This is a genomic window from Streptomyces sp. NPDC002643 (genome assembly GCF_053592555.1).
This window is the reverse complement of record NZ_JBSFVY010000004.1, coordinates 143869-168500: the sequence shown is the minus strand read 5'-3', so window position 1 is coordinate 168500 and position 24632 is coordinate 143869. Positions and strand designations below refer to the sequence as shown.

Below are 24632 nucleotides of genomic sequence, written 5' to 3'. Positions count from 1 at the left end.
ACGGATGCTGAACATCGCGGACACGCTGCACCGTTGGTGCCGCGAGGACCGCCCCTTCGCCCTCGCCACCGTCGTCGGCGTCTCCGGCAGCGCGCCCCTGCCGCCGGGCACCGCGCTCGCCGTCGACATGGAGGGACGAGCGGTCGGCAGCGTCTCCGGCGGCTGCGTCGAAGGCGCTGTCTACGAGCTGTGCCGGCAGGTCCTGGAGGACGGCAGCCCTCCGGAACGCGCCCGGTTCGGCTACTCCGACGACGACGCCTTCGCCGTGGGGCTGACCTGCGGCGGCGAGATCGACGTCCTGGTGCAGCGGGTGGATCCCACGGACCGGCCGCATCTCGTCGCGGCTCTCGACGACGTCGTACGGGACGAGCCCGTCGCCGTCGCCCAGGTCGTCGAGGGCCCCGCCGAACTCGTAGGCCGCACCCTGCGTGTCTCCGGCAACGGCGCCCACGACGGCACCCTCGGCGACGAGGACACGGACCGTACGGTGGCGGCGCGGGCCCGCGCCCTGCTTCGGGCGGGGCGCGGCGGCCGGGTGGAGACGGGCGGGGACGCCGACACATGCCCGGAGAGGCTGACCGTCCTGGTCCACACCAAAGCGTCCCCGCCCCGCATGCTGATCTTCGGCGCCGTCGACTTCTCCGCCGCACTCAGCCGGGCCGGACGCTTCCTCGGCTACCACGTCACCGTCTGCGACGCCCGGCCCGTCTTCGCCAACGCCGAGCGCTTCCCGGACGCCGACGAGGTCGTCGTCGACTGGCCGCACCGGTACCTCGCGGCCACCGAGGTGGACGCCCGGACCGCGGTCTGCGTACTCACCCACGACGCCAAGTTCGACATCCCGCTGCTGCGGCTGGCCCTCGGCCTCGCGGTCGGTTACGTCGGCGCCATGGGCTCCCGCCGCACCCACGACCACCGCCTGGCCGCGTTGCGCGAGGCCGGCGTCCCGGAGGAGCAGCTCACCCGCCTCAGCTCCCCCATCGGCCTCGACCTCCGCGGCCGGACACCGGAGGAGACCGCCGTCTCCATCATCGCGGAGATCATCGCCCGCGCGAACCAGGGCTCCGGCCTGCCCCTGTCCTCGGGCACGGGACCAATCCATCCCCCTGCCTCGGTCGGCAGCAGCACGGTGCACAGCGCCGGTTGAGGAGAAGCACGATGTCCGCACGTGGCCGCACCCCCGACTCGTCCGCACCGAGACCGAACGTCATGCGTGCCGGTCCTGGCTCTCGCCGGTGTCGTGGTAGCGGTGATGCAAACCCTGGTCCTCCCCCGCCAAGACCGCCCTCCTCGGCCTGGCCAACGTGGTGGCCCTGGAAGGCGCCCCGCACGGCATCAAAAGGCCAACACAATCCTGCCGACCGCCGCGAGCCGCATGGCCGAGGGCATGAGCGCCGACTCCATGTCCGACGCCCCCACCACGCCGGCGCACCACGCACCGGAGGTGGTCACCGCGATGGTCACCTACCTGGCGAGCGAGGCCAACCCCCACACCCAGGAGGCGTTCTCCGTCGCCCGCGGCCGCTACGCCCGCGTCTTCACAGGCGTGGCCGACGGCTGGTACGCCCCGCCGACCGAGCCGATCCCCACCGCCGACGACGTGCAGAGACACGTCGACCGCATCCGCGACCGCGCCGGCTACCACGTGCCCGGCTCGCTGTGGGAGGAGATGGCCCTGATGCCGTAGCCCCTCCGCCCGCCCCCTCGGGCCCACCAACCCCTTCCGCACGACCATCTGAGGAGCACACATGCCCACCATCGCCATCGTCGGAGCCGGCCCCGGCCTCGGTCTGTCCATCGCCAGGGTCTTCGGCGGCCACGGTTTCGACGTCGCCCTGGTCTCCCGCACCAGAGAGAACCTCGACGGTCTGGTCGCGGAGCTGACGAAGGACGGCATCACGGCGGAAGGCTTCCCGGCCGACGTCTCCGCCCCCGAGCAGCTCACCGGAGCGCTGGCCGCCGCGACCGGACGCTTCGGGCGGATCGACGTCCTGGAGTACTCCCCGCAGCCGAGCTCGATCATGGCCACTCCCGCGGAGGTGACCCTGGACACCCTCCGGCCCCAGATCGACGGCCTGCTGTACGGGGCGGTGACCGCCGTGCAGGCGGTGCTGCCGGACATGAGGAAAGCGGGCTCCGGCACCCTGCTGTTCACCACCGGCGGCGGCGCGATCGATCCCCATCCGGCCCTGGCCGCCCTCAACATCGCCCATGCCGCCGTGCGCAACTGGGCGGTCAACCTGCACAACACCCTCGCCGCCGAAGGGATCCACGCGGCCAACGTGTCCATCAACGTCGCCATCGCCGCGCAGGCCCCCCAGGAGGGCATCCCCTACCGCGCGCCGGACGAGATCGCCCAGGACTACTGGACCCTCCACACCCGCCGTGCGACGGCCGACCACTTCGTCGGCGCCTGACAACTGCGTGGTGAAGGCGTGGCCTTCCGACACACGGATATCGACCAGGAGCACATGTCATGACTGCGACCGACAACACCGAAACGGTTCTGCGTTTCTTCGAGAATTTCAACGCCGGGAACGCCGAGGCGGCGTTCGCCCTGCTCGACGAGCAGGTGGTGTGGCGTGTGATGGGCAAACCGGACCGCTTCCCGCTCGCCGGCGACTACGACAAGGACGGAATCGTGCGGCTGCTGGGCACGGTCGGACAGGTCATGCCGAACGGGGTGGAACTCACCATCACCTCTTCCACCGCGCAGGACGACCGGGTCGTGGTGGAGGCCGAGAGCCACGGTGTCTCCGCAGCCGGCAAGGTCTACGACAACCGGCTCATATACGCCTTCGAGCTGCGGGACAGCAAGATCCTCCACATCCGGGAGTACTTCGACACCATCCACGCCAACGACGTGATGGTGGTGACGGACTGACGCCGACGCCGTCGGCCCCCACCTCGGCGACCGGAAGGTCAGGACAAGCGGTAACGGCCCCGCACAGGCTCCCGGAGGAGCGTGTGCGGGGCCGTCGTCCGGCTGCTTGTCACAGGCCGAGGCGGGTCCGGATCTCTGCCGCCGCTGCGCCGATGGCCTGGTCGAGGCCCGCCTCCACCTCCGGGGCGAGCGCGGGGGCGCCGACCAGTGTCGCGGTGACGCCGTGCGGTCCGGGCTGGGCGGCCACGGTGCGCCGGTGGGTGAAGGTGTCGAAGCCGGTCCTGCCGCCGTACGCCCCGGAGCCGGAGCCACCCACCCCGCCGAAGGGGGCGTTGCTGAGGGCGGCGTGCAGGAGGCCGTCGTTGCGGGTGACGCCGCCGGAGGTCGTACGGTCCAGGAAACGGCGGAAGTCGTCGCCGTCCTCGCCGTACCAGTACGCGGCCAGCGGGGCCGGGCGGTCGGCGATGTAGGCGATGGGCTCGGCGAGATCGTCGTAGGGGTGGATCACCAGTGCCGGCCCGAAGATCTCCTCCCGGGAGATCTCCGCGTCCTCGGGGACGTCGAGGAGCAGCGTCGGCGGGATCAGGCGCAGTTCGCGGGAGGGCTCCTCGTCGACGGCGGTGATCTTCCGGGCACCGTGCGCCTCCGCGTCGTGGATGAGGCCCAGGACCCGGTCGAAGTTGCGGTAGTTGACGAGGGAGACCGCGGCCGGGTGGTCGGTGTAGGTGGGGAAGAGGCGGACCAGGGCGGCCCGCAGGCGCTCGGTGAAGTCGTCCAGGTGTTCCCGGGGCACGAAGACGTAGTCCGGGCAGAGGCAGACCTGGCCGCCGTTGCTCATCCGGGTGCCGGCGATGCGTTCGGCGGCCAGGTCCAGGTCGGCGTCCCGGGCGACGACGGCGGGGTTCTTGCCTCCCAGCTCCAGGGTGACGGGGACGAGGTTCGCCGCGGCGGCCTGGCCCACGAGCCTGCCCACCTGGGGGGAGCCGGTGAACAGGATGTGGTCCAGGGGCAGGTCCGAGAACTCCTGGGCGGTCTTCAGATCCCCGCACACCACGGTGACCTCGTCCTCGCCGAGGTACTTGGACACGGCCCGGGCGAACACCTCGCCGGTGCGGACGTGGACGTCGGTGAACTTGATGATCACCCTGTTGCCGGCGGCCAGCGCGTCCAGCGCAGGGCGAACCGCCAAGCCCACCGGAAGGTTCCAGGCGGTGATGATCCCGACGACGCCGAGCGGCTGCTGCTGGACGAAGGCCGGGACGGGTCCGGCGACGGGGACCGGCTTCATCCATTCCTCCAGTCCTTCTCGCAGGACCTGGGACTCTCCGAGCAGGCCGAGTACCTCCCCCGCCTTGGTCAGGGCCACCGGCCGCCGGCCGAAGTCCTCGGTCAGCGCGGCGGTCAGCTCTTCGGCGGCGTCGAGTACGGCGAGCACCAGCCGGTCGATCCGGTCGCGCCGGACCTCCGCGCTGGGCGGGCCCTCACGGTGGAAGGCCGCCCGCTGCAGTTCGACGAGCCGGTCGAGTTCCTCACGGCTGACGTGGGCGGGGGCGGGGGTGGCAAGAACTGTGGACATGCGAACTGGCTCCTCGAAGGGGGTCGTTGGCTTCTGGCCGGTTGCCGGGACGCCGGTGAGCCGTGGCGAGTCCTCCCACCGCCGGGCCGGGTGCGTAGGGGGCGCCGGCGGGCATGCACTCGCTGGTGGCCGGTGCCTTCGGCGGGCCGCCGGGTGCCGGCAGCGCCTCGGCACTGCCGGCGAAGCACCGGCCACCGACACGTACGGCTCGTGATCCGTGTCATGACTGCCACGGTCCGCCACCGCCCACGGTTTACCCAGAGCCCCGCCGATCCTGGGGGTGACAGGACCAGGTTCGGCGCGGCGGGCGGCCGTACCGTGGAAGGCATGGTGAACGACAACGCCCTCGGCGAGTACCTACGGGCCCGCCGTGAGCAGATCGGCCCCGAGGACGTCGGCCTTGCCTCGTCCGGACGGCGCCGGGTGCCCGGCCTGCGCCGGGAGGAACTGGCCCTGCTCGCCGGTATCAGCGCCGACTACTACCTGCGTCTGGAGCAGGGCCGTGACCGCAACCCCTCCGCGCAGGTCCTCGACGCCCTCGCCCGCGCCCTGCACCTCGACGCGGATGCCAACGCCCACCTGCACCGCCTCGCCCGCCCGGAGCGCTCCCGACGGCGCCCGGCGCCCCGCCGCCCGGAACGCGCCCCCGACGGCATCCGGCAGCTCGTCGACAGCTGGCCCCACACTCCCGCCTACGTCCTCGGCCGCATGATGGACGTGCTCGCCGCCAACCCGCTCGCCCAGGCCCTCACGCCGATCCTCACCCCCGGCACCAACCTGGTCCGCTCCACCTTTCTCGCGCCCGCCTCGGCCGCCACATACGGGGGCTGGGACGTCAACGCCGAGGGCATGGTCGCCGCCCTGCGCGCCCTCGTCGGCCCCGACGTCGACGACCCCACCCTCAACGAACTCATCGGCGAGCTGTCCGTACGCAGCGAGCACTTCCGCAAGCTGTGGTCCCGGCACGAGGTCCGGCCCAAGCGCAGCGGGATCTTCACCTTCGAACACCCGCAGGTCGGCCCCCTCGAACTGCGTCACGAGAAACTCCTGATCACCGACACCGACCGGCAGACCCTCGTCGTCTACCACGCCGCCCCCGGCACCCCCACAGCCGAGCGCCTCACCCTCCTGGCCTCCCTCGCCTCCACACCGGAGTCCGCTCCCACCGAACGCGCCGCCCCGGACGTCCGGCGTCCGTGAGCCGAGCCTGTGCGCCTCCTGGCGTCAGCGGGGGGTGATGCCCTCGAAGGCGATGTCGAGAAGACGCTCGCCGGCACCGGGGGTGGACTCGGCGACGGCCGCGATGGTGTAGGCCATCATGAGTAGTTCCGCCGGTCTCAGATCCCCATGGGCGGCGCCATGCTCGCGGGCGTCGTCGAGCAGTTCGGTGGTCGTCGCGACCAGCGGGTCGTGCCAGTGGCAGATGAGGTTCTTGCGCTCGCCGACGGTGTTGAGCGAAGCCGAGGCCAGGCCCCGGCGGGCAGTGATGTGGTCGATGAAGACGCGCAGCCATGCCTTGAGCGCCTGGCCGTTCCGCGCGGTCTCCAGCAGGTCGCGGGCGGCGCCGGTCAGTGCCTCGATCTCGGCGGTGTACACCGCGACCAGGAGGGCGTCGCGGGTGGGGAAGTGCCGGTAGAGCGTGGCGTTGCCCACGCCCGCGCGGCGTGCGATGTCGTCCAGCGGGGCATCCGGTCCGTCGTGACCACGAACACCGCCCGGGGCCCGGTCATCGCCGGCCTCGGCATCACGGAGACGGGCAAGGTGTACGGCCGTAGCGCCGCCGACTTCGAGGCCGACGCCGTCCGCCGCACCGCCGACGACGCGGGACTGGCGCTGTCCGACTGGACGGCCTGCTCACCAGCAGCGGCGTCATGCCGGGAGTGGGGCTGAGCCTTCAGACTGAACTCGGCCTGCGCGACCTGCGGCTGCTGTCCGAGATGCAGGCGTACGGCTCCACCGTCGGCGGCATGGTGCAGTACGCGGCGATGGCGGTTCAGTCCGGGATGGCGGAGGCCGTCGCCTGCGTCTTCGCCGACGCGCCGCTCAAGGAGAAGTCCTCGACGGGCGCCGCCTACTCGGGCGCGAGCCTCGGCACCACCGGCTGGATGGGCCTCACGGCGGCGGCCGGGGTGGTCGGCGCCACCCCCCGGTACGCGCTGGCCGCCCGCCGACAGATGGACACCAACGGCACCACCAGCGAGCAGCTCGCTCACATCGCCGTCGCCCAGCGGGCCTGGGCGGGGATGAACCCCCGGGCCCAGTTCCGCGCCCCGATCACCGTCGAGTACCACCAGGCGTCCAGGATGATCGCCGAGCCGTTCCATCTGCTCGACTGCTGCCTAGTCAGCAACGGCGGCATCGCCGTCATGTCACCACCGCCAAACGCGCCCCCACCTGGCAAAGCCGCCCGTGCATGTACTGGGCTGGGCGCAGACCCACCCCGGCTACCCGATGCACCGGGGCAGCGACCTCGGCCTAGTCAGCGGCGCCGCCCAGGCGGGCCCCGCCGCGCTGAAGATGGCCGGGGTCGGCATCGACGACGTGGACGTCGTCGAGCTGTACGACTGCTACACCTTCACCGTCCTCATCACCCTGGAGGACTACGGGTTCTGCGCCATGGGCGAGGGCGGGGACTTCGTGGCGAGCGGGGCGCTCGGGCCCGGCGGGTCACTGCCGCTCGACACGGGCGGCGGGCAGCTCTCCTCGTACTACCTGTGGGGCATGACCCCGCTCTCGGAGGCCGTCGTCCAGGCCCGCGGCGAAGGCGGCGAACGCCAGGTGGACCGCCACGACATCGTCTTGGTCAGCGGCAACGGCGGCACCCTCGACCACCACGCGACGCTCGTCCTGAGCCCCCACCCGCATGCCTGAACGCCCTGCGCCCGGAGCCACCATGACCACCTTGCCCGTCGTCTCACCGCCGTCGTGCTCTATCTGGCCGCCGACGAGTCGAGCCAGTCCACCATTTATGAATCGCAGACGAAAGTGTCTGATTGTCTGTGATTCCAAGGTCACTCGAAGGGGGAATCCCTACGCAGGCGCGATTTCAAGCTGTCATGGGGGCCGCCACCGGAACCCGCGACGCATCCCGGTAGACAGCTGCTGTCCTATTCTGACAAAGAAGGATAATGCGCTCATAATATCCGTTTGGCTGGGTGCGCGAGTCCCGGCGTCACACGCCGGGAGCGGCGGAGATCTCCACCAGGGCGAGACGCAACCGTGGAGGGCGTATGGCCACCGACAAGGTGCCGGGGGCGTCCAAGGACGTCTTCGACGAGGCGCTCAGCGCGAACGTCACCATCGATGAGCACGCCATCGTGACCGGGTGGAATGCGGGAGCCGAGGCATTGCTGGGGTACTCGCCCGCGCAGGTCGTAGGACGGCCCGCGTCCGGCCTGCTGGCCGAGAGGGTCGATGAGGCTGAGATGCGGTCCCTCGCGCAGCTGCCCAGGTGGAACGGCCGGGTCGCCCTGCGGCACCGCGACGGCCACCGCTTGGAGGCCAGGGTCCTCGCGCACAGAAGGGCCCGGGGCTGGTTTCTCGTGTCCGCGCTGGGAGGGGCGCAATCCCGACCCGACGACGACCTGCTCGTGGACCGGAACCACGAGCAGGTCGCGGGCTGCCTCATGGCGCTGTACGACACCGGGCTGCGCCTTCGCCGGGCCAACGCGGCCCAGCATCGCAGCCTTGGGCTCGCCGAGGAGGAGATGCGCGGCCTGCGCCTTTCGGAGTTGGTGAACGATCCGGAGGTGGACAGGATCGAGCGGTTCATGCGGCGGGCGCTGGAGACCGGTGAGCCGCAGAAAATCGAGATGTACGGGACCGCCCCCGGCGAGAGCCGTGAGCACGCCTGGTCGGTCTTCGTCACCCCGCTGAAGGACGAGGACGGCCGTGTGCGGGGCGTGGGTATGGCCACTCATGACGTGACCGAGCAGTACTGGGCCCGTAAGCGGCTCGCGCTGCTCGCGGATGCCAGTACGCGGATCGGCAGCACCCTCGACGTGGCACGGACGGCTCAGGAGCTGGCGGACGTGGCCGTCCCGGAATTCGCCGACTTCGTCAGCGTCGACCTGCTCCCCTCCCTCGACGGCGCGCACGACCCGCCCCCGGGAACGGGCGCGCCACACGGCCCCATCCCCCTGCGGCGCGTCGCCCACCGGTCCGTGCATCGGGGGACTCCCGAGGCGGTCGTCGCTCCGGGCCAGGTGGACAACTATCCGGAAGGCTCCCCACCGGTCCTGACCCTCAGGTCGGGGCGTGCCTTGCTGCACCACGTGACCGACCCCACCGACCTCGCGTTCGCCGAATGGGCGGCCCGCGATCCCTCTCGGGCCGCGCGGGTCCGCGACTTCGGCATCCACTCGGCGATCACCGTGCCCCTGACCGCCCGCGGCACCACCCTGGGCGTGGTCGTCTTCGTCCGCCACCGGCATCCCGAGGTGTTCCGCGAGGACGACCTGGTGCTGGCCGAGGAGCTGGCCGCCAGAGCGGCGGTCTGCATCGACAACGCCCGCCGCTACACCCGCCAACGTGCCACTGCGGTCACCCTCCAGCGCAACCTGCTGCCCCAGGAACTGCCCGAACAGGCCGCCATGGAGATCGCCTCCCGCTACCTGCCCGCCGGCGCCCAGGCCGGGGTGGGCGGGGACTGGTTCGACGTCATTCCGCTCTCCGGCGCCAGGGTCGCACTCGTCGTCGGCGATGTCGTCGGCCACGGCATCCACGCCTCCGCCACCATGGGGCGGCTGCGCACCGCCGTACTCACCCTCGCCGACATCGACCTGCCCCCCGACGAACTGCTCACCCACCTCGACGACCTCGTCGCCCGCCTGTCCACCGACGCCAAGGACGCCCCGCGGCCCGGCCCCGGCACGGAGACCACGGGAGATGTCGGCGCGACCTGCCTGTATGCCGTGTACGACCCGGTGTCCCGCCACTGCACGATCGCCCTCGCCGGACACCCGGCACCCGTCCTGGTCACCCCCGACGGCACCGCGACACTGCTCGACCTCCCCATCGGCCCCCCACTGGGACTTGGCGGACTCCCCTTCGAAGCGACCGACATCGAACTGCCCGAGGGCAGCCTCCTCGCCCTCTACACCGACGGGTTGATCGAATCCCGCGAGCAGGACGTCGACGCAGGCCAGTCCCTGCTCCGCCAGGCCCTCACCCGACCGTCAGCCCCGCTGGACGACCTGTGCGACGCGGTTCTGGCCGCCCTGCTGCCCGACCGCCCCTCCGACGACATCGCCCTGCTCATCGCCCGTACCAAAGCCCTGGACACCGACCGCGTCGCCACCTGGGACATACCCGCGGACCCCGTCGCCGTCGCCCAAGCCCGGAAGAACGCGACCGCCCAGCTGGCGACCTGGGGACTGGACGACGCCGCCTTCGTCACCGAACTGGTCGTCAGCGAACTCGTCACCAACGCCATCCGATACGGCGAACCCCCCATACAGCTGCGTCTGATCCACGACCGCAACCTCATCTGCGAAGTCTCCGACGCCAGCGGCACCGCCCCCCACATGCGCCGCGCCCGCACCTACGACGAAGGCGGCCGCGGCCTGCTCCTGGTCGCCCAGCTCACAGCGGCCTGGGGCACCCGCCAAACCACGGAGGGCAAAACCATCTGGGCGGAACAGGTCCCCACGCGATGAGCCTGCTCATGGAGTGGCCCACCACCACGACGGGTCCGGTGCCCAGCGCGTCGAGCAGGGCCGCGGCGTCGTCGGCGAGGGTCTGCGGGATAGTCGCCGCGCGGTGCCGACGAACGGCCGTGCCCGCGATGGTCGAGGGCGATCACCCGGTACCCGTGCGTCAGGAGGCCGGGTATCTGCCGACTCCAGTCGTGGGAGCCGCAGGCCCAGCCGTGCAGCAGCACCGCCGGCCCCGAGCCCTCGTCGGCGTGGAAGATCCGTACGTCGTCGTTCCGGGCGAAACGGCCATCGTGACACCCCTTGCCAGCTGTCGGCTCCACCGCCTGCTGCCGGCTCCGCGAAGCAGGGGTCCCGCGCACCGCGCGGCAGCCCGGCAGCCGGTCGGATCGGCCCGCGGGCGTCGCCGAGCCTGGTCCTGTCGCTCCCAGGGTCGGCAGGGCACTGGGTAACCGCGTCGGCGGTCGTCGACCGTTGCAGGCATGACGCGCATCAGCACACCGTTCGGACTCCGTTCCACCGCCGCCGAGGTCACCGCCGGGGTCGACCTGACCGGAAGGCGGGCGGTCATCACCGGCGGCTCCTCCGGGCTCGGGGTCGAGACCGCCCGAGCCCTCGCGGCCGCCGGCGCCGAGGTCACCCTCGCGGTCCGTGACCCGGCGGCGGGCGAGCGGGCCGCCGCGGACATCACCGCCGACACCGGCAACAAGGACGTCCAGGTCGCGCGACTGGAGCTGGCCGACCGGGCGTCGGTCGCCGCCTTCACCGCCGACTGGGACGGCCCCCTGCACATCCTCGTCAACAACGCGGGCGTGATGGCGCTGCCGGAACGGGAGCTGACGCCGGAGGGCTGGGAGAAGCAGTTCGCCGTCAACCACCTGGGGCACTTCGCGCTCGCGGTGGGCCTGCACGGGGCCCTCACGGCCGCCGGGGACGCCCGGGTCGTCTCGGTCAGCTCCAGCATGCACCTGTCGTCGCCGGTCGTCCTCGACGACCTCCACTTCGCCTTCCGGCCGTACGACCCGATGCTCGCCTACGGCCAGTCGAAGACCGCCAACATCCTCTTCGCCGTCGGCGCTGCCGCCCGCTGGGCCGACGACGGGATCAGCGTCAACGCGGCCTCTCCGGGCACCGCCATGACGAACCTCTTCCGCAACGTGCCGCGGTCGCAGGGCATGGGCGAGATGCTCAAGGGCGTCAAGGATCTGATCAAGACGGCGGCGCAGGGCGCGGCAGGTTTGCGCCGTCCGGCGGACAACTTCTCGGGGTGTGTGCTCACCAGGTCACGGGAAGTTCGGTGACACCACCGGTGAGGGTGGTGCGCACCTCCAACTCGTCGAGTGCCTTGGCGAGCCGTAGACCGGGCAGGCGGCGGGCCAGGGTGGCGAACACCGTGCGCAGCTCGACACGGGCCAGGTTCGAGCCGATGCAGAAGTGCGCGCCGTGGCCGAATCCGAGGTGGCCGCGTTCCGGGCGGGCGGGGTTGAAGGTTTCGGCGTCGGTGTAGACGGATGCGTCGCGGTTGGCGGAGTTGACCGAAAGGATCAGGGCGTCGCCGCGGTGGATGGTGACGCCGGAGACGTCGAGGTCGGTGTGGGCGTAGCGCAGCAGACCGAGGTCACCGGGCGCGCCCATGCGCATGATCTCCTCGACGGTGGCGTTGACCCGGCCGGCGGGCTCGGCGGTCAGCGTCTGCCACTGCTCCCGGCGGGTGAGCAGGAAGAGCGTGCCCAGGCCGATGCGGTTGACCGTGGTCTCGTGCCCGGCGAACAGCAGCCCGACACAGAACCGGACCATGTCGGCGTACTCGAAGTCCGGGTCGGCGCTCTGGGCACGGACGAGGTCGGAGATCACGTCCTCGCCCGGCTGCGCGCGTTTGGTCTCGGCGAGAGCGGCCATGTAGTGGCCGAACTCGTTTCGTGCCCGGTGGGCGTCCTCGCCGATGGCGTAGTTGGCCATGCGCTCCGACAAGGAAGAGAAGTAAGCGTGGTCGCTCTCGGGCACGCCGAGCAGTCGGCAGATGACCGCGACCGGCAGCGGGAAGGCCAGCCCGGCGTGCAGGTCGACGACGCCGTCGGGTGCGTCGGCGTGCTCGACGAGCAGTTGGTCGATACAGCCGTCGGTCAGTTCCTGCACGTAATCGGAGAGCATCCGCATCCGCTTGGCCGAGAAAGCCGGGGTCAGCAGCCGACGTATCCGCGTGTGGTCGGCCGCCTCGGTTTCGTAGCTGCCCGTAGGTCCGTCCTGTACCGCGGCGGGCGTCACGCGTGACGCCCGCTCGGGCTCGGGATGGGAGCGGCCGAGCCGCTTGTCGCCGAGCAGGTCACGAACCTCCTCGAAGCGTGTGACAAGCCAGACGGGATCTCCGGTCGGTGCGGAGACCAGCGTGATCGGCGCCTGACGGCGCAGCACCTCGTACAGAGGTGCGAGATCGAGGATGTTCGGTCGCGGGAAAGGTAACTGCGGACGTTCGGCGGCAACACTCATGGCTCTCCTTTGGTGATCTTTCCGGTAACTCGATCGGCAGTCGGTGCCCATACGTTCCTGGGGTCGCTCGGACGGTGCCGCAGGCGTGCTTGAGATCGTCCGACGGAGGACTTCACGGGGAAGGTCGCGTATCCCGCCGCAGACGGCACCGCCGGTGAACGACCCACAGCGCGGGCGCCAGCGCCTCGGCATCTCCCGCCACGCGGCGAGCACATCGCGCGGGCGGGCGACGTCGCCTTTCGAACGCACGCAGCAATGCGGACCGCGACGGCTCCTTGCTCACACAGCCCCGCTGCTCGCCGGCACGGCAGCCGCCACCGTTTGCGAGCGAGATAGCTTCTTGCCTCCCCACCGCAGCAGTCGGCGGCGCACCTGTGCGATGCACCTGTTGCCGGGCACGAAGATGTGTCCTTTGATGCGTGCCGCGAGCTGCTGCCTGCGCACGAACGGACGCAGTTCCCGCTCCCATTCGGCGAGCGCCTCGGTGAGGTCGCCGGGGTGCTTCTCGATCATCCGCCCCAGCATGTCGGCGCCGAGGAGACCCACTGCGGCGCCCTGGCCCGAGTACAGGGAGATGCACCATGCGGCGTCGCCCAGCAGCACGACCCGACGGGTGTGCCACGAGGCCATCTTGACCTGGTGTACCGAGTCGAAGAGCAGGTCCGGGGCCTGGTCCAGCTGTTCCAGGGCGTGCCGGATCGGCTCCGCGTGCGCCACATCCGCGTACCGGTCACGCAGTACCTCGCGCGGCGGGCGGGTGAACTGACCGTCCTCGTCCTTGGTGCGATAGGTGAACAGGGCCGTCGGCGCTCTGTCCTCGAGCCCGAAAACCCACAGGGACCGTCCGGGCTCGGCCAGGAGCACGCCGTCGCGAGGGGCGAAGTGAGGCACCTGCTCCTGGAGCTGGAAGGCGCAGATGATGGCGTTCATCGGCTTCATGAACCGCTTGTGCTCGCCGAAGACCAGGGACCGGACCGTCGAGCGGAGCCCGTCCGCACCGACGACGAGGTCGAAGCGCTCTTCGGACAGGCTGTCGGTGGCGATGTCGCGCAACCGGACAGTGACACCGTCCGCACGCTCGTCGATCCTGGCCGGACTCACGCCGAACCTGACCGGGATGCCGTCCAGGCGACCCCACAGGGCTTCCTCGACGTCACCGCGCAGTACGGCGTCCGGACGGTCCCGGTGCTCAACAATGCCGAAGCCGCGCGTGCGGTTGCCGTACGAGTCGACTTCCCACGTACGCGCCGGGGCCGGGTGCGGGTGTGGATGTGCTCGTAAAGGCCCATGCTCTTGGCGGCGTTCCTGCCGCCCGGGTACAGCCCGATGAAATAGCCGCCGGTCCGACGCTGCGGTGACCGCTCCACGATCACCGGTTGCCAGCCTGCCTGTCGCAGCCGGATGGCGGCCGCCATGCCCGAGATTCCCGCGCCGACGACCAGCGCTCGGCCTGTGGTGCCTGAGGTGGGGGGTGTCATCAAGCATCTCCTTTTATGACGTCGCGCCATAAACAATACGACGCTGCGTCGCAAACATTACGACGACGCGTCGCAAAAAGAGCGTGAAGGGATCTCGACGATCAGACACATCGGACGAATCGCTCGGGGCAGAGGAGTCGGATCAGGCCCGAACGACGCGCAGAACCACGGCCTTCACCTCACGCGCGACATGCGCCAAGGACCGGTCACCGCGGCTGAGAGCCCGTACCGCGGCCTCCGCCGCACCCGCCATCATCGCGACCGTCAACGCGACATCGCCGCACGGCCGGAACTCACCCGTCGCGATGCCACGACGCACGATGCCCTCAAGGCGGGAGTCCAGACGCGGTACCTCAGCCCCGCCGGGCACGGCGTCCAACGAACCCTGCAGAGCCTGCAGGACCAGCAGCCGCGGAGCCCCGCCGGAGAAGTCCGCCAGCAGGCGGTCGATGACGGCGAGCAACTGTTCCTCAGCGCTGATGCCCGCCTCCGCCTGCGCGTCGAGATCCGCCATCACGGCGAGCATGGCCCGCCTCACAGTGGCGACGAGCAACGCCTGCTTGTCTTTCGCATAGTTGTAGACCGTGTTGCGGGCGATACCCGCCCGCTCAGCGACACCTGCGAGAGTCAGCTCGGCGAACTCCTCTTCCTCCAGTGCCGCTTCGAACGCATCGAGCAAGCGGGTCATCGTCTGGTCCCGGTGCTCGGCAACGCTGGCCGCAGTGATCCGGGGCATCGTCAGCAGTCCCTCAACGACGCTGGCAGAGCCCACGGCGCGGCACTGTCACACGTCACGGAACGGGATTCGGCCATATATCCATTGTCGCAGACAGCCGACCCCGCACGGCCCGCAGTCACCGACCCTGCCTGCGTGATCACCCCGTGGCCGGCATCGCGCCCTCCTCGATCAACAACAAGCCGCCCGCTGCCTGCCCCTTACTCGTCGCGATCATGCCCCGCACACGAAGAAGCCCCTGCTCATCGAACAGGGACTCCCTTCGCCACAACGCCCTGAGTCACGGGATGCGCTCCTGCGGTTCCGCGGAACCTTCTGCGCCCGGCGAGAACCCGACCAGACCGGTCGGACGACTGCTCACTCCATGATCATCTCAGGGCGCCAGCCGACCGGGGGTTGCTCGTCAGGGCGCGGAGCACCGAGTCCAGAGTCGGAGCCGCAGTAGTCGCGGACATCACATACAGGCCGGCGGACTCGGCAAGAAACACGGCTTCTCTGATGAGACCGTCTGGCTTGTGGGTGTAGAGCCGCAAGGTGTCGCCGTGCTGCTCGACCCTGACAACTGCGGGCACCAAACGAGCCGCCTCGGCGACGGCGTCGGCATTCCCGCTGAGTTGGATCGTCACGACCGCTTGGGCCTGACTCCGAGCGCAGGATCTCGGGCGAACCGTCGGCCGTGACCTTGCCCCGGTTCAGCACTCCGATCCGGCCGCACAGCGTCTGCGCCTCTTCCAGGTAGTGCGTGGTGAGCACGATGTGAGCCTGCCCAACGGCCGCGACGTCGGATGGTGTGTCGTCGGCCTGCCGGAGTGCGGGCCGCACTCCGGCAGGCCGACGCTGTCCTCCCTCGGTTCAGCCGGTCACGCGGAAGGTGGCATCGGCACGTTCCGTGGCGGTGGTGACCGGGTCGAGCCTCAGCTGGAACCCGTAGTGACGGATGTACCGGCCGGGATAGTTGTACGACTGGAACGACGACCAGGACGTGTCGGCGAGCCCCGTTACCTGGCGGAAGGTGGCGTCCGCCGCGAACTGAGCGGTGCCGTCGTTGTAGGCGAGCTGGAAGTCGAATCCGGAGTGCCGCAGGAAGTACCCGGGGTAGTTCACCGACTCGAAGGAGACGGTGCCGGAGCCCACCAGGCCGGTCCTGACCCTGAACTGGGCGTCCTCGGCGGGGCTGACGTTCGGGTCGATGCGCACGTCGAAGCCGGTGTGCCGGACGTAGCGGTCCTGGAAGTTGTAGGACTGGAGCCGGCTGACCGCGGTGTCGGGCCAGCGCGCGAGCACGCGACTGTCCTCGGCGGCCGTCAGGGTAAGGATCGACCCGTGCCGCTTGGTCGTCCCGCCCAGGTCGTAGCTTCCGGACGCCGGGAGCCGGTAGCCGGCGGGGGCGGAAGGGTCGGTCGTCAGGACCGGCATGTATCCGCCGCCGGTGGAGTACTGGTCGAGGTACAGGGACCACTCGTTGCGGTCGCGGAACTTCATCCACATCGGGCCCTCGACCTGCGAGCCGGTCAGGCCGATGCCGGAGAGGTTGCCGAGACTGGTCCAGGTGCCGAGGATCGAGTCGCTGCCCTCGATCGTGATCTGGCCGTCACCGGAGGCCCGCACGTAGCGGTAGTCGCCGACACCGGACGGCACTTCGACGATCTGGGTGTCGATGATGTTCTGGGTGCCGGGGCGGTCGATGTAGAGCTGCGGGGTGGTGGTCGTGCGGAAGTCGCCGGTGCGGGCGTAGTAGATGCGGTGCTTCAGAACGCCGTTCAGGGTCGCGTTCGTCGCCCAGTACAGGACGTAGTCGCCCGTCTCCGGGTCCCAGATAGCCTCCGGGGCCCACGCGTTGCGTCCGTCGGGGATCGCACCGGCGACGTTCAGCAGCCACGGCTGCGACCAGGTGACCAGGTCCCGCGACTCCCACACCACGAGCTTGCGGCTGCCGTTGTACACAGCGGCGTCCCACGACTGCCCGCAGCCGATGCACAGATCGGTCGCGATGATCCAGTACCGGTCACCGTCCGGAGAGCGCACCAGGGAGGGGTCGCGCACGCCGCGCGTACCCACCGTGGAACGCAGGGCCATCCCGCCGCCGTTGAGATCCGTCCAGTTCAGGCCGTCCGTGCTGTGCGAGAAGTAGATCTGCTGGCCGGTCGCCCCCTCCCCGATGAAGTGCGTCATCAGATAGCCCGGGTCGGCTGCGGCGGCCCGCTGCGGTGCGGTCAGGACCTGGCCGGTGAAGAGGAGGCAGGCGGCGATCCATATCGCCGTCAGCCGGGAGAGAAGCGCGGACATGTGCGTTTCCTGTCTATCTGCGGGTCCCACGAGTGATTGAGGGTGGAGCTGCCGGCGGAGGGGCTCTCACGGTTCTCCCAATTCCCGCTCGACACACACCCGTTGTTCGACTTTTCGGACAATGTCCGTAAGGTCGGACAGACGTTAGGGGTGTGGCGTTCGGTGCGTCAATACCTCCGACATGCCAGAGAGAACCGTGTGACCGAACCAGTCCTCGCCGTCAGCCCCGGCGTGGTTCGCGCACCACCGCGATCTCCCCCGGCGCCAGCGTCACCGAACCGGGCGCGGGTTTGCCCGTCAGGAGTTCGACCGCGTCCTCGGCGACGGTCACCTCCGCGCCGTTTCCCGCGTGGTCGATCAGGAAGAGATAGTCCGCGTCCGGAGACCGGCGGAGCACCACCTCCACCCCCTCCGGTGCCGTGCGCACCGCCGCCACGCCCGCCTCGGTACGAATCCTGGTCAGCAGGGACGCGAGGGTGGCCGGGTCCGGGTTCGTGGCCACGTACCAGGCCACGCCGTCGCCGTGCGTGTGCCGTGTGACGGCCGGTACGCCCGTCAGCGGCCCCTCGGTGTACGAGACCACCGCCTCCGCGCCCTCCAGCCTCACCCGCTCCGACCACAGCGCCCCCGTAGCGCCCCCGCTCAACGCCACCGACTCCTCGGGCTGCAACGGGAAGAGCTCGTCCGACCGCACGCCCAGCGCTTCCCGGAAGGCGCCCGGGTAACCCCCCAGCCGCACATGGCAGTTCTCGTCCACGGCCCCGCTGTGGAAGCCCACCGCCAGGCTGCCGCCCCGCTCCGCGAAACCGACGAGGTTGGCCGCTCCCCCGTCGCCGACCAGGTACAGGCTCGGCACCAGGACCAGGCGGTACGACGACAGGTCCGCGTCCGGGCGCACGAAGTCCACCGCCACGCCCGACCGCCACAACGGCTCGTACCAGGAACGGACCTGGTCCTCGAAACGGAGTGCGGAGCTGGGCTGGGCAGGCAGTTCCATGGCCCAGCGGGCGTTCCAGTCCCAGACCATGGCCACCTCGGCCGTGCCGGCACTCCCCCGCACCTCCGCCAGCGCCTTGAGATCGGCTCCCAGCCGGACCACGTCACGCCAGATCTGACTGTCGGTTCCCGCGTGCGGGACCATCGCCGAGTGCCACTGCTCGGCTCCCGCCCTCGACTGCCGCCACTGGAAGAAGGCGATGCCGTCCGCGCCGTGGGCCACGTGCGCCAAGGCGTTGCGACGCAACTCGCCCGGCTTCTTCGCCCGGTTGACGTGCTGCCAGTTCAGTGCCCCGGTGGAGTGCTCCATCAGGAACCAGGGGCCGCCCGCCAGGGAGCGCATCAGATCGCCGCTGAGCGCGAGATCGATCTCGGGCTCGGGATCGTCCGACATGAGGTAGTGGTCATTGGCCACCACGTCCAGCTCCGGCGCCCAGCGCCAGTAGTCCAGCGGGTCGGCGCCCCGCATCACGATGAAGTTGGTCGTCACGGGGGTGCGCGGGGCCAGCGCCCGCAGGACGTCCCGCTCCGCCTTGTACAGCGACAGCAGTTCGTCCGAGCAGAAGCGGCGCCAGTCCAGCAGGTGGGTCGGGTTGGGGCCGGCGCCGCTCGCGCGCGGGGGCAGGATCTCGTCCCAGTCGTAGTACCACTGGCTCCAGAAGGTGGTGCCCCAGGCGTGGTTCAGCGCCTCCAGATCGCTGTCGTACTTGTCCCTGAGCCAGCGGCGGAACGCCTTCGCGCTGGTGTCGCAGTAGCAGGCCCTGTTGTGGCAGCCGTACTCGTTGTGGACGTGCCACAGGGCCACCGCCGGATGATCCGCGTACCGCTCCGCCAGCCTGCCCGTGATGCGCGAGGCGGCCAGACGGTAGGCGGAGCTCGACGGACAGAAGGTCTGCCGGCTCCCGTACGACAGCCGGCGGCCGTCGGCGTCGACCGGCAGCGCCTCCGGGTGCGCGCGGGAGAACCACGCCGGCGGGGCCGCGGTCGGGGTGGCGAGGTCGGCGGCGATGCCGTTCTCGTGGAGGAGGTCCAGGATCTTGTCCATGCGCGAGAAGTCGTACACGCCCTCGGAGGGTTCCAGCAGGGCCCAGGAGAAGATGCCGACGCTGACGATGTTCACGCCGGCCTCGCGCATCAGGCGCATGTCCTCGGCCCAGACCTCCTCGGGCCACTGCTCGGGGTTGTAGTCGCCTCCGTAGGCGATGCCGGGGACGGAGAGTTCGGGTTTCGCGGTCACTGAAGTCCCTTGTGTCTCACTTGAGTCCGGACGTGGCGGTGCCGGCGATGAAGCCGCGCTGGAGGATCAGGAAGAGGATCAGGACGGGCACGATGTACATCACGGCGCCCGCCGCGACGAGCGTGTAGAGCCCGGTTCCGTGTTCGTTGACATAGCCGGTCGCGATCTTGACCGCGAGGGTGGTGCGGTCGTCGTCCAGCAACAGGGCGGGCGCCACGTAGTCGCCCCAGCTCCAGCTGAAGGAGAGGATCAGGCTGGTGGCGATGACCGGCCAGGACTGCGGGAGGAAGATCCGCCAGAAGACGCGGATCTGACCGCAACCGTCGACGATCGCCGCCTCCTCCAGTTCCTTGGGCATGTTGGTGAAGAACTGCCGGAACAGGAAGACCAGGTACGGGGCTCCGCACAGCCCCCACAGCACCCACGGGATGTAGGTGTTGACCAGGTGCGCCTTGACGAACAGCAGATAGGTCGGGATGAGGGTGATGATCGTCGGCATCATCATGGTCGACAGCAGGAGGCCGAAGACGATCCGCTTGCCCGGTGCGTCGAGACGGGCGAAGCCGTAGCCGGCCCAGGCGGAGGCGAGCGTGATCAGGACCGAGTAGAGGGCGGCGATGGTCAGCGAGTTGCGGGCGTAGCCGAGGTAGTCGAAGAAGGTCAGCGCCTGGGAGAAGTTCTCCGTTGTCAGGTGGTGCGGCCACCAGTGGATGGGCACGGCGCGCAGTTCGGAGGGGGCCTTGAGCGCGGTGATCACGAGCCAGCCGAAGGGACTCAGGAACAGCACGAGGACCGCGACCAGCAGCATGTAGACGACTTTGCGTCGGGCCAGGACCATCACTTGCCTCCGAGGGTGCGGGACTTGGCCTTTTTCTCTTCGGGGTCCACGGAGTAGAAGACCGCGCCCTTGCTGAGCCGGAAGACGAGCAGGGTGACGGCCATGATGAAGAGGAAGAGCACCCACAGCAGGGCGGAGGCGTAGCCGTAGCGGCTGTTGGCGAAGTACTGGGTGAAGACGTTGATCATGATGAGGTTGTTGCTCTCCGGTACGGCCGACACGCCCTGAGGGGTGGGGTCGAGGGAGATGAGCAGCGGGGCGAAGGTCTGCAGCGTGGCGATGATGCCGGTGACCACCTGGAAGAACAGCACGGGGGAGAGCAGCGGCAGGGTGATCCGGGTGAAGGACTGCCACTGGCTCGCGCCGTCCACCAGCGCCGCGTCGTGCAGTTCCCTGGGAATGTCCTGGAGCCCCGCCAGCGAGATGATCATGACGTTCCCGGTGCCCCACAGCGTCAGCATGATCAGCACGTAGCGGGCGTACGGATCCGCCAGCCACGTCACCCCGTTGACGCCGAACATGTCCAGCAGGCCGTTGGCGGAGCCGGAGTCACGGTCGAAGATCAGCTTGAAGGTGAGGGCGGCACCGACCGGCGGCACCACGGCGGGCAGGTAGATCAGCGTCCGGAACAGGCCGCGCGCCCGGATGGGCTGGTTGACCAGCACCGCGAGGAAGAGCCCCGCGATGATCGTCAGCGGCACGGTGACGGCGGTGAACAGGCCGGTGCGGGCCAGGGAGGCAAGGGTGTCCTGGTCGGTGAAGACCTCCCGGTAGTTGTCCAGTCCCACGAAGCGGGGGTGGGAGGACAGGCCGTCGGAGTTGGTGAAGCTGAGCCACAGCGCGTAACCCAGGGGGTAGGCCGTCAGCGCCAGGAACCCCAGCAGCCAGGGGCCGGTGAACACGTAGAACGCCCCGGCCCGGCGCATCCGCCGCGAGCGGAGCCCGGGCGCCCGGCGGGGGCCCGACGGGACCCGTGGCGGGGGTGCCGCGGCAGGCGCACCCCGGTCGGTCAGCTGATCGGTGCTCACCGCACCAGCTCCTTGCCCCGCGCGAGCTGTTCGTTCATACGGGAGCTGAGCGCGTCCGCCACCTTGCCGACCGATGTGTCGGACTTGATCGCGTCCGGCAGGACCTTGCTGAGGATCCCGTTGAGGGCGTCCATCTGCGCGTACGGGCTGACGGGCAGCACCGTGAAGTACGGCGACTCCTTCATCTGGGCCGCGTACGCCTGCTTCTGCATCGCTGTCTTCTGCGGCATCTTCGAGCGCAGCGAGTTCAGCGGGGGCATGCCCCAGCCGGCCGCCGCCCGCTCCCTGGCGGGTCCGCCGCCGAAGTGCAGCTCGAAGAGCTTCCAGGCTTCCTCCTTGTTCTTGGCGTCCTTCGGGATCCAGAAACCGGTGCCGCTGAAGATGGGGCTGACGCGGTGGCTGCCCAGCTGTGGCGCGGGCGCGAACCGCGAGACCTCGGACAGTTTGGCGTCGCCGGCGATGACCGAGCCGAACCAGAAGCCGCTGCAGCTCATCGCCATCCGGCCGGCCTGGTAGGTCGGCCCGTCCCAGCCGTCCGGGTTGGGGTTGACCAGGCTCGGGCCGATGTCGGCCTTCGCGTAGTCCATGTACCACTGAAGGGCCTTGCGTGCCTCCGGCGAGGAGAAGTCCACGGTGGCGGTGTCGTCGGCGAACAGGCTCCCGCCGGCCGACGCCGTCATCCACATCAGCTGGGACATGACGCCCATGCCGTTGGCGCTCAGGCCATAGACCTTCACCTTGCCGAGCCGGCGGGCGGTCAGCCGCTTGCCGAGGTCCAGCCACTCGTCCATGGACAGGGGCTCGGTCTCGCTGGGCAGTTCGAGTCCGGCCTCCTCGAACATGTCGGCGCGGTACCAGAACATGCAGTCCTGCGAGTAGTCCCTGGCGAGGCCGTAGCGGGGGCCGGCTCCCTGCTTGTTCCCGTCGTAGCGCCACACGTCGTTGGCCGGGGCAATGTCCGAGGGCCTGAGCAGCTCGCTCTTGGCGAAGTACGGGTCCAGATCCGTCATCAGTCCCCGCGCCGCGAAGTAGGGCGTGTCCGTCGCGCCGACGCCGCGCACCATGTCGGGGGGCGTCTTCGCGGAGAGCAGGGCGTTGAGCTTGGTGACGTCATAGGTGATGACCCGGATGGTGACGCCCAGTGTCTTCTCAAGGCTCTTCTTGGTCTTCGCGTCCCACTCCTCGCCGACCGTCATGACGGTGATCGTCTTCCCGCCGCCTCCCGATCCGTTTCCGGAGTCGACGGAGGCGGCGCAACCGGACAGGGTGGCGGCAGCAGCACCGGCGGAGGCCGTGAGGAAGCGGCGCCGGCCGAGGGAGCCTCTGGGCGAAACGGGCATGGCTGTGGGCCTTTCGGGCGATGTGGGCACAGGGATGCGCACAAGGTGGGCGCCGCTCGCGCAGGAGGGCACCGAGCAAAGGAAGAGGGAGAAGAGGGGGAGGCCAGGAAGTAGCGCCGTTCGGCGCCTCGTCACGGCGGACGACGCGGGCAACCGGACTCGTCGGCAGGTATGTGCCGGGCGCGCACGGTCCCGTTCCTCGGCCGTAGGCGTCACACCCCAGAACGCCGACCGCGGAAACCGGTTCCGGAAGACTTCGGCGAACGGTAGGACTGGCCGCCGAACGGTGTCAAGAGGGCGGAATGCCCTCATGAGAAGAGTAAGTTCCTGGCGCCGGGCCTGCCGACGGAAACCTTGACGCAACCCTCTTGACTCTTCCGTCCACCGAGTGGCAGCTTTTTTGTACCGCTACAAGAAAACGGTTGTTACGCCCTCATGTCCGCATGCCCGCCTCAAACGAGGTGGTGGCAAACGGAACCGCCGCGCCACCCTTGCCGGCTTTCCCTCGACACCCCCGCACCCACCTCCGCACCACCCAACCCACCCCGCAGGAGTTCCTCCGTGACCGATGCCACCGCGGTGATCAACCTCGACCTCGAGGGCCCGACGATCAGCCGCCATCTCTACGGCCACTTCGCCGAACACCTCGGCCGCTGCGTCTACGGCGGCTTCTGGGTCGGGGAGGACTCGCCGATCCCCAACGAAGGAGGCATCAGGCTCGACGTCGTCGAGGCCCTGCGCGCCCTGAACATCCCCAACCTGCGCTGGCCGGGCGGCTGTTTCGCCGACGAGTACCACTGGAAGGACGGCATCGGCCCCCGGGAGCAGCGGCCGAGCATGGTCAATACACACTGGGGCGACGTCGAGGAGAACAACCACTTCGGCACCCACGAGTTCATGGCCCTGTGCGAACTCCTCGGTGCGGAGCCCTACATCAGCGGCAACGTCGGCTCCGGCACCGTGCAGGAGATGAGCGAGTGGGTGGAGTACCTGACCCGTGACGGCGACAGTCCGATGGTGCGGCTGCGCAGGGCCAACGGCCGCGAGGAGCCGTGGCGGGTGACGTACTGGGGCATCGGCAACGAGACCTGGGGCTGCGGCGGCAACATGCGCGCCGAGTACTCCGCCGACCTGGCCCGCCAGTACGCCACGTACTGCCGCGACCACGGCGACAACAAGCTCTACCGCATCGCCTCCGGCGCCTCGGACGACGACTACAAGTGGACCGAGACGCTGATGCAGCAGATCAGCTGCTTCGGCTGCGAGGCCACCCCGAAGAACTTCTTCCAGGGCCTGTCCGTGCACTACTACACGATGGCCGGCCCCTGGGAGACGAAGGGCAGCGCGACCGACTTCGACACCGACGACTACTACCGGACGATGGTCAAGGCCCGGAAGATCGACCGCATCCTCACCGGTCACTCGACGGTCATGGACGTCTACGACCCCGGCCGCACCGTCGGCCTGGTGCTGGACGAGTGGGGCACCTGGTGGGACGTCGAGCCGGGCACCAACCCGGGTTTCCTGTTCCAGCAGAACACCCTGCGGGACGCGCTGGTCGCGAGCGTCCACCTCGACATCTTCCACAAGCACGCGGCCAGGCTGCACATGGCCAACATCGCCCAGACCGTCAACGTCCTCCAGGCGATGATCCTCACCGACGGCGACGCGCTGGTGCTCACCCCGACCTACCACGTCTTCGAGATGAACAAGGGCCACCAGGACGCCACTTCACTCGCCGTGCACCTGCGCGGCGAGGACGCCGAGACGGACCTGCTGTCCGCCTCCGCGAGCGTCAAGGACGGGGCGGTACTGATCTCGCTGTCCAACCTGCACGCCGAGGAGCCGGCCGAGCTGACCCTCGACCTGCGCGGCCGCGCGGTCGGCGAGCCGGTCGCCCGCATCCTCACCGCCGACCGGATCCAGGACCACAACACCCCCGAGGCGCCGCACACGGTCGGCCCCCGCCCCTTCGACGATCTCAAGACCACCGACCGGGGCCTCACGCTCACGCTGCCGCCCCACTCGTTCGTCACGGTCCGCGCGCCGCTCACCTGACGAACCGTCATCCCTCTTCCCGCAGCCGCACTTC

At 69.8% G+C, this 24632-nt stretch carries 23 protein-coding genes; 10 read left to right on the top strand and 13 right to left on the bottom strand.

Annotation, left to right across the window (positions count from 1 at the left end; genetic code table 11):
• Positions 1-4: 4 nt before the first annotated feature.
• The 4 genes from ACWD4G_RS07725 to ACWD4G_RS07710 all read left to right on the top strand — a co-directional run bounded on the left by ACWD4G_RS07725 (position 5) and on the right by ACWD4G_RS07710 (position 2884).
• Positions 5-1147 (top strand): XdhC family protein, encoded by a 1143-nt coding sequence (locus ACWD4G_RS07725; protein ID WP_451291310.1) that lies wholly within the window; start codon positions 5-7, stop codon positions 1145-1147.
• Between the two features lie 240 nt (positions 1148-1387).
• Complete coding sequence (locus ACWD4G_RS07720) at positions 1388-1687, top strand: hypothetical protein (protein ID WP_451291309.1); 300 nt, start codon at positions 1388-1390, stop codon at positions 1685-1687.
• A 61-nt stretch (positions 1688-1748) separates the two neighbouring features.
• Entirely contained in the window at positions 1749-2417 is a 669-nt protein-coding gene (locus tag ACWD4G_RS07715) for an SDR family NAD(P)-dependent oxidoreductase (protein ID WP_451291308.1), read from the top strand.
• Positions 2418-2476: 59 nt separating this feature from the next.
• Positions 2477-2884, top strand: a complete 408-nt coding sequence (locus ACWD4G_RS07710) for a nuclear transport factor 2 family protein (protein WP_451291307.1) — start codon at positions 2477-2479, stop codon at positions 2882-2884.
• Between the two features lie 109 nt (positions 2885-2993).
• Here ACWD4G_RS07710 and ACWD4G_RS07705 read toward each other — a convergent pair whose 3' ends face one another.
• Complete coding sequence (locus ACWD4G_RS07705) at positions 2994-4460, bottom strand: aldehyde dehydrogenase family protein (protein ID WP_451291306.1); 1467 nt, start codon at positions 4458-4460, stop codon at positions 2994-2996.
• Between the two features lie 327 nt (positions 4461-4787).
• Here ACWD4G_RS07705 and ACWD4G_RS07700 point away from each other — a divergent pair, with 327 nt between their 5' ends.
• Positions 4788-5660 carry a helix-turn-helix domain-containing protein gene (locus ACWD4G_RS07700; RefSeq protein WP_451291305.1) on the top strand — a complete coding sequence of 291 codons (873 nt, stop codon included), beginning with the start codon at positions 4788-4790 and terminating at the stop codon, positions 5658-5660.
• Between the two features lie 24 nt (positions 5661-5684).
• Here the strand turns inward: ACWD4G_RS07700 and ACWD4G_RS07695 are convergent, their stop codons facing one another.
• The gene (locus ACWD4G_RS07695; protein WP_451291679.1) at positions 5685-6131 is read right to left on the bottom strand and encodes a TetR/AcrR family transcriptional regulator; all 447 of its coding nucleotides are present in this window, start codon (positions 6129-6131) and stop codon (positions 5685-5687) included.
• A gap of 27 nt (positions 6132-6158) precedes the next feature.
• Here ACWD4G_RS07695 and ACWD4G_RS07690 point away from each other — a divergent pair, with 27 nt between their 5' ends.
• A complete protein-coding gene (locus ACWD4G_RS07690) occupies positions 6159-6350 on the top strand; it encodes a hypothetical protein (protein ID WP_451291304.1) in 192 nt (63 codons plus the stop codon).
• A gap of 319 nt (positions 6351-6669) precedes the next feature.
• Here ACWD4G_RS07690 and ACWD4G_RS07685 read toward each other — a convergent pair whose 3' ends face one another.
• The gene (locus ACWD4G_RS07685; protein WP_451291303.1) at positions 6670-6828 is read right to left on the bottom strand and encodes a hypothetical protein; all 159 of its coding nucleotides are present in this window, start codon (positions 6826-6828) and stop codon (positions 6670-6672) included.
• Positions 6829-6869: 41 nt separating this feature from the next.
• On the opposite strand from ACWD4G_RS07685, the gene ACWD4G_RS07680 reads away from it, so the two are divergent.
• The gene (locus tag ACWD4G_RS07680) at positions 6870-7331 is read left to right on the top strand and encodes a thiolase C-terminal domain-containing protein (RefSeq protein WP_451291302.1); all 462 of its coding nucleotides are present in this window, start codon (positions 6870-6872) and stop codon (positions 7329-7331) included.
• 359 nt (positions 7332-7690) lie between these two features.
• Positions 7691-10117, top strand: coding sequence for a SpoIIE family protein phosphatase (locus tag ACWD4G_RS07675; protein WP_451291301.1), 2427 nt, complete (start codon positions 7691-7693; stop codon positions 10115-10117).
• On the opposite strand, the gene ACWD4G_RS07670 is transcribed toward ACWD4G_RS07675, so the two are convergent.
• Positions 10003-10341, bottom strand: coding sequence for an alpha/beta fold hydrolase (locus ACWD4G_RS07670; protein WP_451291677.1), 339 nt, complete (start codon positions 10339-10341; stop codon positions 10003-10005). The genes ACWD4G_RS07675 and ACWD4G_RS07670 overlap by 115 nt on opposite strands.
• Before the next feature lie 255 nt (positions 10342-10596).
• Here ACWD4G_RS07670 and ACWD4G_RS07665 point away from each other — a divergent pair, with 255 nt between their 5' ends.
• The gene (locus ACWD4G_RS07665) at positions 10597-11415 is read left to right on the top strand and encodes an SDR family NAD(P)-dependent oxidoreductase (protein ID WP_451291300.1); all 819 of its coding nucleotides are present in this window, start codon (positions 10597-10599) and stop codon (positions 11413-11415) included.
• Here the strand turns inward: ACWD4G_RS07665 and ACWD4G_RS07660 are convergent.
• From ACWD4G_RS07660 to ACWD4G_RS07620, 9 genes are all read right to left on the bottom strand, one after another.
• Entirely contained in the window at positions 11390-12601 is a 1212-nt protein-coding gene (locus tag ACWD4G_RS07660; protein WP_451291299.1) for a cytochrome P450, read from the bottom strand. The genes ACWD4G_RS07665 and ACWD4G_RS07660 overlap by 26 nt on opposite strands.
• Before the next feature lie 279 nt (positions 12602-12880).
• Complete coding sequence (locus ACWD4G_RS07655; protein WP_451291298.1) at positions 12881-13702, bottom strand: FAD-dependent monooxygenase; 822 nt, start codon at positions 13700-13702, stop codon at positions 12881-12883.
• Positions 13699-14079: an FAD-dependent oxidoreductase gene (locus ACWD4G_RS07650; RefSeq protein ID WP_451291297.1), complete on the bottom strand. Its 381-nt coding sequence runs from the start codon at positions 14077-14079 to the stop codon at positions 13699-13701. The genes ACWD4G_RS07655 and ACWD4G_RS07650 overlap by 4 nt, the downstream gene beginning before the upstream one ends.
• Positions 14080-14221: 142 nt before the next feature.
• On the bottom strand, positions 14222-14851 hold the full coding sequence (locus ACWD4G_RS07645) for a TetR/AcrR family transcriptional regulator (RefSeq protein ID WP_451291296.1): 630 nt from the start codon (positions 14849-14851) through the stop codon (positions 14222-14224).
• Between the two features lie 816 nt (positions 14852-15667).
• On the bottom strand, positions 15668-17101 hold the full coding sequence (locus ACWD4G_RS07640; protein ID WP_451291295.1) for a glycoside hydrolase family 43 protein: 1434 nt from the start codon (positions 17099-17101) through the stop codon (positions 15668-15670).
• A gap of 220 nt (positions 17102-17321) precedes the next feature.
• Positions 17322-19334 carry a beta-galactosidase gene (locus ACWD4G_RS07635; protein ID WP_451291294.1) on the bottom strand — a complete coding sequence of 671 codons (2013 nt, stop codon included), beginning with the start codon at positions 19332-19334 and terminating at the stop codon, positions 17322-17324.
• A gap of 16 nt (positions 19335-19350) precedes the next feature.
• Positions 19351-20172, bottom strand: a complete 822-nt coding sequence (locus tag ACWD4G_RS07630) for a carbohydrate ABC transporter permease (protein WP_194083118.1) — start codon at positions 20170-20172, stop codon at positions 19351-19353.
• Entirely contained in the window at positions 20172-21200 is a 1029-nt protein-coding gene (locus tag ACWD4G_RS07625) for a carbohydrate ABC transporter permease (RefSeq protein WP_451291293.1), read from the bottom strand. The genes ACWD4G_RS07630 and ACWD4G_RS07625 overlap by 1 nt, the downstream gene beginning before the upstream one ends.
• Positions 21197-22540 carry an extracellular solute-binding protein gene (locus ACWD4G_RS07620; RefSeq protein ID WP_451291292.1) on the bottom strand — a complete coding sequence of 448 codons (1344 nt, stop codon included), beginning with the start codon at positions 22538-22540 and terminating at the stop codon, positions 21197-21199. Before ACWD4G_RS07620 ends, ACWD4G_RS07625 begins: the two co-directional genes overlap by 4 nt.
• 561 nt (positions 22541-23101) lie before the next feature.
• Here ACWD4G_RS07620 and ACWD4G_RS07615 point away from each other — a divergent pair.
• On the top strand, positions 23102-24598 hold the full coding sequence (locus tag ACWD4G_RS07615) for an alpha-N-arabinofuranosidase (protein WP_451291291.1): 1497 nt from the start codon (positions 23102-23104) through the stop codon (positions 24596-24598).
• Positions 24599-24632: the final 34 nt, after the last annotated feature.